Origin of the sequence: Candidatus Palauibacter sp. (assembly GCF_965208055.1) — a bacterium.
GTDB lineage: Bacteria > Gemmatimonadota > Gemmatimonadetes > Palauibacterales > Palauibacteraceae > Palauibacter.
The window spans coordinates 2,005,987-2,018,548 of record NZ_CBDBNY010000004.1 but is presented as its reverse complement, the minus strand read 5'-3'; the positions used below and the strand labels follow the sequence as shown (position 1 = coordinate 2,018,548).

13 protein-coding genes are annotated in these 12,562 nt (G+C 69.4%); 7 read left to right on the top strand and 6 right to left on the bottom strand.

Annotation, left to right across the window (positions count from 1 at the left end; genetic code table 11):
- Positions 1-83: 83 nt before the first annotated feature.
- The 6 genes from ACOGXI_RS08900 to tdh form a co-directional block, all read right to left on the bottom strand.
- Entirely contained in the window at positions 84-1,013 is a 930-nt protein-coding gene (locus ACOGXI_RS08900; RefSeq protein WP_419938505.1) for a cobalamin-binding protein, read from the bottom strand.
- A 15-nt stretch (positions 1,014-1,028) separates the two neighbouring features.
- Positions 1,029-2,237, bottom strand: coding sequence for a molybdopterin-synthase adenylyltransferase MoeB (gene moeB, locus ACOGXI_RS08895; protein WP_419938504.1), 1,209 nt, complete (start codon positions 2,235-2,237; stop codon positions 1,029-1,031).
- A 7-nt stretch (positions 2,238-2,244) separates the two neighbouring features.
- Positions 2,245-2,922, bottom strand: coding sequence for a ribulose-phosphate 3-epimerase (gene rpe, locus ACOGXI_RS08890; RefSeq protein WP_419940182.1), 678 nt, complete (start codon positions 2,920-2,922; stop codon positions 2,245-2,247).
- 66 nt (positions 2,923-2,988) lie between these two features.
- A complete protein-coding gene (locus ACOGXI_RS08885; protein WP_419938503.1) occupies positions 2,989-4,188 on the bottom strand; it encodes a glycine C-acetyltransferase in 1,200 nt (399 codons plus the stop codon).
- A gap of 79 nt (positions 4,189-4,267) precedes the next feature.
- Positions 4,268-4,930: a hypothetical protein gene (locus tag ACOGXI_RS08880; protein ID WP_419938502.1), complete on the bottom strand. Its 663-nt coding sequence runs from the start codon at positions 4,928-4,930 to the stop codon at positions 4,268-4,270.
- 13 nt (positions 4,931-4,943) lie between these two features.
- The gene (gene tdh, locus ACOGXI_RS08875) at positions 4,944-5,975 is read right to left on the bottom strand and encodes an L-threonine 3-dehydrogenase (protein ID WP_419938501.1); all 1,032 of its coding nucleotides are present in this window, start codon (positions 5,973-5,975) and stop codon (positions 4,944-4,946) included.
- A gap of 174 nt (positions 5,976-6,149) precedes the next feature.
- Here tdh and ACOGXI_RS08870 point away from each other — a divergent pair, with 174 nt between their 5' ends.
- The 7 genes from ACOGXI_RS08870 (at position 6,150) to ACOGXI_RS08840 (ending at position 12,546) form a co-directional block, all read left to right on the top strand.
- Positions 6,150-6,827 carry an energy transducer TonB family protein gene (locus ACOGXI_RS08870; RefSeq protein WP_419938500.1) on the top strand — a complete coding sequence of 226 codons (678 nt, stop codon included), beginning with the start codon at positions 6,150-6,152 and terminating at the stop codon, positions 6,825-6,827.
- Between the two features lie 118 nt (positions 6,828-6,945).
- On the top strand, positions 6,946-7,617 hold the full coding sequence (locus ACOGXI_RS08865) for a ComEA family DNA-binding protein (RefSeq protein WP_419938499.1): 672 nt from the start codon (positions 6,946-6,948) through the stop codon (positions 7,615-7,617).
- Positions 7,599-9,170, top strand: coding sequence for a GspE/PulE family protein (locus ACOGXI_RS08860; protein WP_419938498.1), 1,572 nt, complete (start codon positions 7,599-7,601; stop codon positions 9,168-9,170). Before ACOGXI_RS08865 ends, ACOGXI_RS08860 begins: the two co-directional genes overlap by 19 nt.
- A 9-nt stretch (positions 9,171-9,179) precedes the next feature.
- Positions 9,180-10,268: a type IV pilus twitching motility protein PilT gene (locus ACOGXI_RS08855; protein ID WP_419938497.1), complete on the top strand. Its 1,089-nt coding sequence runs from the start codon at positions 9,180-9,182 to the stop codon at positions 10,266-10,268.
- 127 nt (positions 10,269-10,395) lie between these two features.
- Positions 10,396-11,469, top strand: coding sequence for a type II secretion system F family protein (locus ACOGXI_RS08850; RefSeq protein WP_419938496.1), 1,074 nt, complete (start codon positions 10,396-10,398; stop codon positions 11,467-11,469).
- 111 nt (positions 11,470-11,580) lie between these two features.
- Positions 11,581-12,012 carry a hypothetical protein gene (locus tag ACOGXI_RS08845; RefSeq protein ID WP_419938495.1) on the top strand — a complete coding sequence of 144 codons (432 nt, stop codon included), beginning with the start codon at positions 11,581-11,583 and terminating at the stop codon, positions 12,010-12,012.
- Positions 12,013-12,120: 108 nt separating this feature from the next.
- Positions 12,121-12,546, top strand: a complete 426-nt coding sequence (locus ACOGXI_RS08840; RefSeq protein WP_419938494.1) for a type IV pilin protein — start codon at positions 12,121-12,123, stop codon at positions 12,544-12,546.
- The last annotated feature ends 16 nt before the right edge of the window (positions 12,547-12,562 follow it).

Below are 12,562 nucleotides of genomic sequence, written 5' to 3'. Positions count from 1 at the left end.
CGACAAGCGGCTGGCGTCGGGGCTCCCTAACGCCCCTCATGCGTGGTCCGTTGATGTCCCCACCGAGTCCCGCGACCCGTCCGTCAGGCGGAGGGCGTCCACGCGGCGGCGACCGCCGGATCCGGGGGCGGGAGGCGGTCCGGGTGCAGCAGTCCGCCCAGGATCTCGACGCCCGTGACGAAACGGGGACCGGAGCGGTTGAAGTAGGAGGAGGCGTCGACGACCCAGGCGCGCCCCTCGGCGATCGCGCGCGGAGCCACCTTCCGAAGACGTGCGGCGTGTATGTCGGCGTCCTGACGGGCCGCTTCGAGACCGTAGCCGCAGGGCATGAGGAGGAGCGCGTCCGGGTCGAGGTCTCCGATTTCGTCCCACGACACCTCGCGGGAAGGCCGCCCCGCTTCGCCTACCAGGTTCCGGCCGCCGGAAAGTTCGATCATCTCCGGCACCCAGTGGCCGGGCGCGAAGGGCGGGTCGAACCACTCGATGCCGAGCACCCGCGGAGGGACGGCGTCCCGCACCGCCGCTTGCACCGCCTCGATCCGCCCACGGAGCGACCTCCCGGGTCCGCGAGCCACCTCCGGATCCCCGACCGCATGCGCCACCTGCCCGAGCGAGGCGAGGATGTCGTCGATCGTGTGCGCATCCAGCGACACGACCTCGGCCTCGATCCCGCGCGCGCCGAGCACCTCCCGCACCCCGCCCGTCGGCACCGCGCACACCTCGCACACGGCCTGCGTGATGATGATGTCCGGGTCGAGCCGCGCGAGAAGGGCCTCGTCGATCTCGTACACGCTGCCGTGTTCGATCATCGCCTCGCGCACTGCGGCGTCGATCTCCCCGCTGGTGAGCCCCTCGGGATCGAAGCGGGGCCGGCTCGCCCGCGGACGGTCGAGCAGGTGCGGCGGATGGTCGCATTCGTGCGAGATGCCGACGAGGCACTCGCCGAGTCCAAGCGCGTCGACGATCTCCGTCCCCGAAGCGAGGAGTGAGACGATGCGGACGGCTGATGTCACAGACTCAGGCCGCCGTCAGTACTGCGGCATGGCGGGATCGATTTCCTCGGCCCACGCCAGAATCCCGCCCGCGAGGTTCACCGCGTGGTCGAACCCGACCGCGCGCAGGTACTCGACGGCGCGGTCGCCGCGGGGACCCGAGCGGCAATGGATGATGAGCGGTTCCGACGCGTCGAAGCTCTCGACCGCCGCGGGGAGCGTCGCGAGCGGCACGAGACGCGCCCCCGCCGCCTCGAGGTTGCAGATCGCCCACTCGTAGTCTTCGCGCACGTCGATGAGCTGGAAACGCTCGCCGGCATCGATCCGGCGCTTCAGTTCGTGCACATCGATGTCGACATCTTCCATGGTGTCCCCTGTGTCCTCCGTTCCCGCGCCGTCCTCCGCCCCGCCTTCGCCGCCCGTCGCCGCCTCGCCCCCGGTCTCTCCGCAGAAGCGCTCGTAGTCGATGAGGTCCGTCACGCTCGGCTCGGGGCCGCACACCACGCACTCGGGGTCCGGGGCGATATCCAGCGAGCGGAACTCCATGCGGAGCGCGTCGATGAGGAGCAGGCGCCCGGCGAGCGGCTCGCCGATCCCCGCCAGCCACTTGATCGCCTCGTTTGCCTGGATCGACCCCACGATCCCGGGCAGGACGCCGAGAACCCCGGCCTCCGCGCAGTTGGGCACGAGGTCCGGCGGCGGCGGATCCCGAAACAGGCACCGGTAGCAGGGGCCGTCGGGCGCGGCGAAGACCGAAGCCTGGCCCTCGAAGCGCAGTATGGCTCCGTACGAGAAGGGCGTCCCGAGCATCACGCACGCGTCGTTCACGAGATACCGGGTCGGGAAGTTGTCGCTCCCGTCGATGACGAAATCCCACCCCTCGAGGATCTCGATCGCATTCCCGGAATCGAGGCGCGCCTCGAAGGTCTCGACGGCGACGTGCGGGTTGAGGCCCGCGAGTCGCGTCCGGGCGGAGGCGAGCTTCGGCGTCCCGACCGAATCCGTGTCGTAGAGCACCTGTCGCTGCAGGTTGGAGAGTTCCACGCGGTCGTGGTCCACGAGTCCGAGCCGTCCTACGCCCGCCGCGGCGAGATAGAGCGCCGCCGGCGATCCCAGCCCGCCCGCGCCCACGATGAGCACGCTCGAGGCCCGCAGGCGCCGCTGCCCCTCCATCCCCACCTCCGGGATGCTCACATGCCGCCCGTAGCGGATGAGTTCTTCGCGCGAAAGCCCGCCGCCGTTCACCGCAATCTCAGCCGAAGGGCGCGAGCGCGTCGCGCAGCGCCGCCATGTTCGCGTCGATGCCGGGCGCCCAGCGGAAGACCGAGGAGCCGGCCACGAACACCGACGCCCCCGCGGCCGCGCACACCGGAGCCGAAGTCGGGTCGATCCCCCCGTCGACCTGGATGGCCGGGGGCGCCAGCCGGCGATCCGCCGCCATCCGGAGCACCGTGGAGATCTTCGGCACCGCCTCGGCGATGAACTTCTGTCCTCCGAACCCCGGGTTCACCGTCATCACGAGGACGAGGTCCACGTACCCCAGGACTTCCGACAGCGTCTCCGCGGGGGTGGCCGGATTCAACGCGACGCCGGCGTAGCAGCCCAGCTCCCGGATCCGGTGCAGGTCCCCGTGCAGGTGGGCCGACACCTCCTGGTGGACCGTGAGCATGTCGGCGCCCGCCGCCGCGAAGGGCTCGAGGAACTCGCCCGGGTTGTCGATCATCAGGTGCACGTCGAGGAACGAGTCGGAGACCGCGCGCAGCGACTCCAGCACCGGCAGCCCGATCGTGAGGTTGGGGACGAAGTGTCCGTCCATCACGTCGAGCTGGAACCACTCCGCTCCCGCAGCCTCCGCCTCGGCCACCTCCGCCCCCAGCCGCGCGTAGTCGGCGGCGAGGATCGACGGGGCGATGACCATCCCCCCGGGCATCTCCCGACTCAGTCCGCGCTCAGTCACGATTCCATGCTCCCCGCAGTCTCCGTGGCGCCCGAGGCGTCAGATGAGGTGGAGCCGCCGGCCGACCTTCTTCAGGGCGGCGAGGGCGGCGTCGATGTGTTCGCGCTCGTGCGCGGCCGACAACTGACAGCGGATCCGGGCCTCGCCGCGCGGGACCACGGGATACCCGAACCCGATGACGAAGACGCCCTCGCGCAGCAGTTCGCGGCTGAGTCGTATCGCGTCCGCCGTCCTTCCGACGATCACGGGGACGATGGGCGTGGCGCCGGGAATCGGCTTGTATCCGAGTTCGATCAGTCCCTCGCGGTAGTACTCCGTATTGTCGCGGAGCCGGGCCACGAGTTCCGGGTGCGCTTCCAGATGGCTGATGGCGGCCATGGCGCCGGCCGCCGAGTGGCAGGGCAGGGCGTTCGTGAACAACTGCGTGCGCGACGCCTGATTGAGAAAGTCGATCACGGCTTCGGAACTCGCCGTGAAGCCGCCCGCCATGCCTCCTAGCGCCTTGCCGAGCGTCGACGTGACGATGTCGACCTCGCCGTGCATGCCCCAGTGCTCGGGCGTCCCCCGTCCCGTGTCGCCGAGCACCCCCGTCGCGTGCGAGTCGTCCACCGCCATGATCGCGTCGTAGCGGTCGCACAGTTCCCGGATCTCCGGAAGCGGCGCGATCTCCCCCTCCATCGAGAAGATGCCGTCCGTGATGACGAGCCGGTGGCGCGCGTCCCGGCTCGCCTCCAGGGCCTCGCGCAGCGAGCCCATGTCCATGTGGTCGTAGATGAAGCGGCGCGCCTTGCAGAGGCGGATCCCGTCGATGATGCAGGCGTGGTTGAGGCGGTCCGAGATCAGGGCGTCTTCCGGCCCCAGGAGCGGCGCGAAGAGGCCCTCGTTCGCGTTCCACGCGGAGGTGTAGGTGAGGGAGGCCGGCGTCTCGAGGAAGTCGGCGATCACCGCCTCGAGTTCGCGGTGGATGTCGAACGTCCCGCAGATGAAGCGCACCGAGGAGGTCCCGGCCCCGTACTTGTCCACCCCGTCCTTCACGGCCTGCATCACGGAGGGTTCGTCGCACAGGCCCAGGTAGTTGTTCGAGCACATGTTGATGGTCTCGCCCAGACCATCGATGTCCACGACGGGCGCCTGCCGCCCCATGATGTGCAGCAGTTCCTTGTGGACCCCGTTCTCCTTCATCTCCCCGAGTTCGGAGACGAGGCGGCGCTCGAGGCCCCGGTTCACATTCGCCGTCATCACATCCCGCTCCTCATACAATGTCATGATACCGTGTCATGATACCGTGCCATGATCGCGTCCTCCCGGACTCGTGTCGCTAGGGATAGAGATCGCCGACCCGCCTGTCGGTGGCCCACGCCGTGTCGACCCGGATTCTGGGGCGCGACCCCCAGTTGCCGCACGAGATGAAGCCCCGCAGCCGCCCGCGGACATGGAGGACGCGGTCGGTCCCCGCCTCGCGAAGCTCGGGGCTCAGGCCGTCGAGCGCGAATACCCGCTGGCTTCCGATCCACCCGGGCCCGAACAGCCAGCACCCGGCCGCCTCGCGGATGGTGCCTTCCCCCCACGCGCGGGTGCCGGAGAAAGTCCCGGTGTCCGTGACGATCAGGGTGCCGAGATCGATCCCGGCCGAGCCGCGCACGCGATACGCTCCCGGCGTCGCGATCCTCAGCGGCCGCGCCTCGTAGAAGCTGACGTTCTGCGGCGAGCACATGGTGCTGAAGGTGCTCCGCACGGCGGCGAGTTCGATCGAGGCGCCGGTGATCGCCAGGGTGGCGGTGTCGAGCCGCCCGCACTGGTCGGGAGACACCGGGCCGGCGAACTCGAACGAGAAGGGTTCGTCCACCCGCACCGTCTCGGGGTAGGCGGCCCAGGTGACGAGCGCGTCGCTGGGCGTGGGATCCCCGATGCGCCAGCACCCGGCCGTCAGCAGCACGGTGACGGCGAGGGCCGGGACGACGGGGGCGGCGGCGCGCGCCACGGGGGCCGGGCCGCTAGTCCAGCGCGAGGACGACCTTCGCCGCCTCGCCCGAGTTCATGGCGTCGAACCCATCCTGGAAGCGGTCGAACGGGAGCCGGTGCGTGATCACGGGGTCGATGTCGAGACGCCCCTCGACGAGGAAGTCCCGCATTTCGATCCACGTGCGGTACATCAGGCGCCCCACGACGCCGTACACGTTGAGCCCCTTGAAGATCACGTCGCGCGCCAGATTGACCTCCACCGCGTCCTTGGGCAGCCCCAGCAGGCGGACGTGGCCCCCGTTGCGGCACATGCGGAACGCGGAGCGCACGCCGTCCGGGTGCCCGCTCATCTCGCACACCACGTGGGCCCCGTAGCCGTGCGTGAGGTCGGCGATCCGGGCCTCCACGTCCCCCTCGAGCGGGTCGAGGCAGTCGTGCGCGCCCATGCTCGCGGCGAGCGCGCGCCGCCCCTCGTGCGGTTCGACAGCGATGACCCTCGAGGCGCCCGCCGCGCGCGCGATTCCGATCGCGAACAGACCGATGGGGCCGCAGCCCACCACGGCGACGACACGACCGGCGACGTCGGTGTGCAAAACCGTGTGGAAAGCGTTGCCGAGCGGGTCCAGCACCGCCGCCAGGTCGTCGTCGATGGAGTCGGGGATATGGATGATGTTCGCCGCCGGAATGGAGACGTATTCGGCGAACGCGCCGTCCCGGTCGATGCCGATGATGCGGGTCTCCCGGCACACGTGCGCGTGCCCGGTGCCGCAGTACTCGCAGTGCCCGCAGACGAGGTGTCCCTCCGCCGACACGCGGTCGCCGACCTCGATGTTCTGCACCAGCCGGCCGATCTCGGCCACCTCTCCCATGAACTCGTGGCCGAGAGTGACGGGCGGAGTCACGCGGTGCTGCGACCATTGGTCCCACTGCTGGATGTGCAGATCCGTGCCGCAGATCCCCGCCCGCCGCACCTTGATGAGCACGTCGCCGGAGCGAATCTCGGGCACCGGGGCGTCGCACAGAACGAGGCCGGGGACCGCCCCGGGTTTGCGGATCGCTTTCATGGAGACGGAAGATGGCTCCTGGATGGAGACGTGTCGGGTGGCGCACAATGTGCCGGAAGGTCTGACGGGGCGGCAAGCGCCGGAACCTGAAACCGCGGCCTGCCGTAGGATGCCTCGTGGGCCGGCGGACAGCCTGCCGGCAGCCGCCTGACAGCCCGGGAGTCGAATCGAATCGTGCGCGCGACAGGGGAGGGCCGGGGTTGGCGACCGAGGGTCGCGTGGGCGCGCTCACATCCGCGGGAGCGGGCCGTGTGGTGGGGCGGCATGCTCGCCTCCGTGCTCCTGCACGCGCTTCTCCTGTTCGCGTGGGTGCGCCCGGCGCCCGAGTTCGAGCGGGCGGCCCGGCCCGGCGCCGATCCGGATCTCCCCGCCGGCGGGGGCGGTCTGCAGGCGTTGCGGGTCTCCATGCCGCGGAGGATCGAGATCCCGCCGCCTCCGCGGCCCGTCCTCGCCGTCGACATGCCCGACATCCAGGTCCGGGATGCGGCGATCGAAGTGTCCTCCGAACTGCTGCCCGTCGGCGCGCCGGCGCCCTCCGCCGGGAGCGGGGCCGGGATCGGTCCCGGGAACGACGGGGCGGGCGGGGGCGAGGGCGACGGATACGTGTCGCCCGTGCCGAGATCCGTCGTGCCGCACTGGGATCCCCCCGGCTCCGTGCGCGGCATGGAAGTGACGGTGCGCGTCTTCGTCGACGCCACCGGGCGTCCAGGTCTCGTCGAACTGGATCCTCCGACTCCGGACGAGGACTTCAACCGCGACATCATGCGCCAGGTGCGGGCGTGGGAATACCGGCCCGCGCTGCGCGACGGAAACCCGGTCGACGGCTGGGCCGAGATCACCTTCATCTTCTGACGCGTCCCGACGCATCCCAACGCCCTCCGACACGCCCGCGCATGACCGTTTGACGCCCGGTTGATCCGCTTCCCGATCCTCGTGCAGGAATCGGTCCTGGTATGGGGGGAGGTGCGGGGTGTGGGATCTGAATCGTGCGGAACGCAAGGCGCTGGGCGCCGCGCTCGTGCTCGTGGGGGTGAGTCTCGTGACGCGCACCTTCCTCGCGCCCGGCGCCGGCCGGGTGGAGGGTCTCGGGGAAATCGATCCCGCGACGGATCTGGAGGGCATCGAGGGCGAGGTCGTCGCGGCCCTGACCCGGGAGCAGCGGGCGCAGACTCCGCTCGCCGACGGCGAACAGATCGACGTGAACCGCGCCCCGGCCGACGAGTTGCGGCGGCTGCCCGGCGTCGGTCCAAGTCTGGCGGAGGCTCTCATCGAGGAGCGGGAGCGTGCTCCCTTCCGCGGCGCGGCCGACCTGGAGCGGGTAGGCGGTGTGGGGGAGGTCACCGCGCGCCGACTCGCGCCGTATCTTCGCTTCGAGCCTGCGGCGCCCCGGTCGCGTCCCGCGCCGGTCGCGGCGGCGTCGACGGGATGTCCGCCGGGAAACGCGCGAATCGATCTCAATCGGGCCGATCGCGAACAACTCGAGAGTCTGTCCGGCATCGGACCCGCTCTCGCGGCCCGCATCATTGAAGACCGCAGCGCGAACGGGCCGTTCGAAACCCCCGAAGCCATCACCCGCGTCCGAGGCATCGGGGCACGCTCCTTCGCCCGCTTCCGGGAACGGGTATGCGCGAGCGCGCCGTGATGCCCTCGCTGGCCTCGGATACGCTGGCCTCGGATACGCTGGCCTCGGACGCGGCGGCTCCGGATACGCCGGCCCCGACGAAGAGGCGGCTGGCGCCGGATCCGAACGCCCTTCGTTTCATCCCGGCGGAATTCGCGCGCCGGCATCTCGTACTCCCGCTGCGGCGTGCGGGCCGGACGCTTTCCGTCGCGATGGCCGATCCGTCCGACGCGGCGCTCATCGACGATCTGACATTCCTCACCCAGTTCGAGGTCGAAGCCGTCAAGGTCGGGAAACACACGCTCCGCCAACGGATCGACCGGAGTTATGGCGCCGGCGCGACACACGAGAAACGGCGCGCGGCGGAGGTGGCCGAGCCATCTCCGGCCGAAGCCGGCTCGGCCGAAGCCGGTGAGGAACCGGCCGTCAGGCTCATCAACGACATCCTCGGCGATGCCGTGCATCGCGGCGCGTCGGACATTCACGTCGAGCCGTACGAAAGTGAACTGCGCGTCCGCTATCGTCTGGATGGGAGACTGCGCGAAATCATGCGTCCACCCTTCCGGATGGCCGCGGCCCTGACGTCTCGCCTCAAGATCCTGGCGGACCTGAACATCGCGGAACGCCGGATACCCCAGGACGGCCGGATCCGCATGCCGGTCGCCGACCGAGTCATCGACTTCCGGGTGTCGACGCTTCCCACGCTGTTCGGCGAGAAACTCGTCCTCCGAATCCTCGACAAGGAGCGGCAGGTACTGGATCTCGAATCGTTCGGGATGGAGGCCCGCGCCGAGCGCGCGCTGCTCGCCGCGATCTCACAGACATCGGGCATGGTCCTCGTCACGGGGCCCACGGGATCCGGGAAGACCACAACGCTCTACAGCGCGCTCGCGAGACTCAACACGCCGGAGGCGAACATCATGACCGCCGAGGATCCGGTCGAGTACAGCATCGACGGCATCAACCAGGTCCAGGTGCGTCCGAAGATCGGCCTTACGTTCGCCACGACGCTTCGCGCCTTCCTGCGCCAGGACCCGAACATCCTCATGGTGGGCGAGATCCGCGACCGCGAGACGGGCGGTATCGCCGTCAAGGCGGCGCTCACCGGCCATCTCGTGCTCTCCACGCTCCACACCAATGACGCCGCCTCGACGCCGACGCGACTCGTGGACATGGGGATCGAGGCGTTCAATGTCGCCGTCGCCGTCAAGGTCATCACCGCCCAGCGGCTCGTCGGCCGGATCTGCCCCGACTGTCGAACCGAGACGAGCTACGCACCCGAGATCCTGCGGTCGGTCGGACTGGAAGCGGGTGGGCGCGGCGGGAGCGCCTTCTGCCGCGGCGCCGGGTGCGATTCGTGCGGCGGGTCGGGGTATTCGGGCCGTCAGGGTCTGTACGAGGTCCTTCCGATGTCCCCCGCGATCCGCCGGCTGGTCCTGGCGGGCGCATCCTCGGAAGAGATCGAACGCCGCGCCATCGACGAGGGGATGATCACCCTGCGGCAGGACGGGTTCGCCAAGGTGAGACGGGGGATCGCGACCCTCGAAGACGTGCTCAGGGAGACGCCGGCGTAGGCCGGGCCCATGGACGCACTTCTGGTTGAACTGCTGAGCGAGATGGTCGAACGGGGCGCGTCCGACCTGCACCTTACGGCGGGCGAACGCCCGAAGCTCCGGATCGACGGCGACCTCACGGACAGTCGCGCGGAGGCCGTGCTGGATCCGGAGGACACCGCGGCCCTCGGCCGCTCGATGCTATCGAAGGACCAGCGCGCACGTTTCGCGGGCGAGCCCGACTTCGATTTCGGCTTCGCGATCCCCGGCCTCTCCCGCTTTCGCGCGAACCTGTTCCGGCAGCGAGGGAGCATGGCGTGCGCCATCCGCCGGGTGCCGGTCGAGATCCCGAGTCTGCGCGAACTCGGCGTTCCATCGATCGTTGGGCGACTGGCGGACAAACCGCGCGGGCTCGTGCTGGTGACGGGGCCCACCGGATCGGGCAAGTCGACGACGCTGGCGGCGATGGTGGACCGCATCAACACGGCCCGCGCGGGCCACATCGTGACGATCGAGGATCCGATCGAATTCGTGCATCCGCACAAACGCTGCATCGTGAACCAGCGCGAGATCGGGCAGGATACGCCCAACTTCGCCAGCGCCCTCCGCTACGCACTGCGCCAGGATCCCGACGTGATCCTCATCGGCGAGCTGCGGGATCCCGAGACGATTCAAGCCGCGCTCACGATCGCGGAGACCGGACACCTCGCGCTCGGTACGCTGCACACGCGTTCGGCCGCGGAGTCCATCCACCGGATCATCGATGCCTTCCCGGCCCACCGACAGGAGCAGGTGCGGGCGCAGTTCGCCCACGTCTTCGAGGGTGTCATCACCCAGACGCTCCTTCGCCGGGCGCAGGGCGGCGGACGCGTCGTCGCCTGCGAGATTCTCGTCGCGACGCCCGCGGTCCGAGCCTTGATCCGTGAGGCGAAGGTCCATCAGATCCATTCCGCGATGCAGGCCGCGCGCAGGTTCGGCATGCGGACGCTCAACGATGCGCTGCACCAGCTCTATGTCCGGCGACAGGTGGATTTCGAGGAATGCCTCCGGATCGCCTCCGACCCCGCCGAGTTCCGTCGCATGGCAAATACGTCCTCGATGGATGGGTCCGCGCGGTGAGGCGGCTCGACGTGAGGAGAGCGGTTGGGACCGGCCGCCGGCGATGGTGCGGGGTGGATGATGTGGGGGCTGGCGGTCGGTCCACCTCTCTTGCGATCGAGGGCCTGTGACGTCTGCCGCGGCAAACATGGGCCGACTTGTACGGCGGATCCTGGCGCCGTCGGCGCGGGTGACGACGCGTGATCTCGTGCTGTTCACACGGCAGTTCTCGGTGATGATCAGCGCCGGGTTACCGCTCACCCGAACGCTCGAGACCCTCGCGCTCCAGGCGGAGAACTCCGCGCTTCGGCACGTCGCCCGCGACACGCTTCGCGACGTCGAGGCCGGGAACACGCTGGCCGGCGCACTCGAAAGGCACCCCCGCGTCTTCACCCAGCTCTACGTCAACATGGTCCATGCCGGCGAGTCGGGGAGCAGGCTGGACGGGATTCTCGACCGCCTCGCCACCTTCCTCGAGAAGAGCGAGCAGATCCGTCGCAAGATGAATGGCGCCATGCTCTACCCGGGCGTCGTGCTCGCGGTGGCCATCGCGGTCGTCGCGACGCTCCTGCTCTTCGTGATCCCGACGTTCGAGACCGTGTTCGCGAGCTTCGATGCGACGCTCCCGCTCCCGACACGCGTGGTCATCGGCCTCTCCGGGATCTTCCAGAACTGGTGGTGGGCGCTGCTCGCCGTGGTGGGCGGTGGGGCCCTGGCACTGCACCGCTGGGCCGCCACGGATGCGGGCCGGCGGAGCCTCGACCGTATGCTGCTGCGGCTGCCGGTCCTCGGATCGCTGATCCGAAAAGCCGCGGTGTCCCGCGTCACGCGGACCCTGGGGACGCTGCTCTCGTCGGGCGTCCCGATTCTCGATGGGCTCGAGATCACGGCACGGACGGCGGGAAACCAGGTCATCGAAGACGCGATACGGGCGAGTCGGGTCGCGATCCGGCGGGGTGACTCCGTCGCTCGGCCTCTGCAGGAGACCCGGGCCTTCCCTCCCATGGTGACCCGAATGATCCACGTCGGAGAAGAGACCGGCGATCTCGATGGGATGCTGGCCCGGATTGCCGACTTCTACGACGACGAAGTCGATGCCGGCGCCGAGAGCCTGCTGAGGATACTCGAGCCGGTTCTTATCGTGTTCCTCGGAGGTCTCGTCGGCGGGATGATCATCGCCATGTACCTCCCGATCTTCGAACTCATCAACGCGATCCAGTAACGCCTTCGCCGACATCGCGGGAAGCGGGGCCTCGCGGCTTGCGGGCTTTCCCCTCATTCCTCTTCTTGCCGCATGTCCGCGAGTACAAACGACGAAGGCGCACTCCGGTGCGTGAAGGCTCCCTGCGTGCGGGACCTCCTCGGCCAGCCCGTCGATGCGGCCTTCGAGCGGTACGGACGCGTGGCGGCGGACCGGCGGGCGGGGGAGGACCGGTGGCTGCGCTTCGAGGCTCCGAACTGGACGTTGCGTCTGCGAGCCAGGCCGGACCGGATCGGCGGTCCGGCACTCGTCCGGTCGTGGACGGCCGCCTTCGCGGGGGGGTTCGACACCGTGGCGGAGGCGTTGCGCGCGCTGGGGTTGCCGCCTCCGGAGCCTCTGGAGCCATCGGGCGGGACCGACGATATCCGCCGGCCGCTGCGTGACAGTGCCGGACGTGTGCATTCGCTGACCCTGTCGGTGCGGCATGGCCGAATCCGTGCGGCCTCCGGCTTCGATGAACCTCCGGACTGGGGTGTTGATACTCCGTTGCTGGACGATGACTAACTGTGGGGTAACCGGCTGTGGTCACCGGCGCGCCGCCGGAGCCGCGGCCCGCGCAGCCCCACCGGAGGTGCTGCGGAAGATCCAACCCGGGCGGAAGTGAGGAGAGGGATGAGAAGAACGACGAGGAGCGGCACCGAGGGATTCACGCTGATCGAACTGCTGATCGTGGTCGTCATCATCGGTATTCTGGCGGCCATCGCGATTCCGCAGTTCACGAGTACGAAGGAAAAGGCGTTCGATGCCGCCGCGCAGAGCGACCTTCGCAACATGATGACGGCCGAGGAAGCGTACTTCTTCAACCATCAGGCCTATGCCGCCGCCAGCGTGGCGGCCGGCGGAGGGGCGGACCTCGATGGCGACGGGACTCGAGATTTCCAGGCCAGCACGAACATCACGCTGGCCGTGACAGCGTACACGGACGGCTACCGGATCACGGCGAAACACGCATCCTCGCCGAACACGTGGTGCGTCAATTCGTCGGCCGCCAACGCCACGGGCGTCGTCGGACAGATCACCGAAGCCACCACCTGTTGATGCGCCGTTGACACGG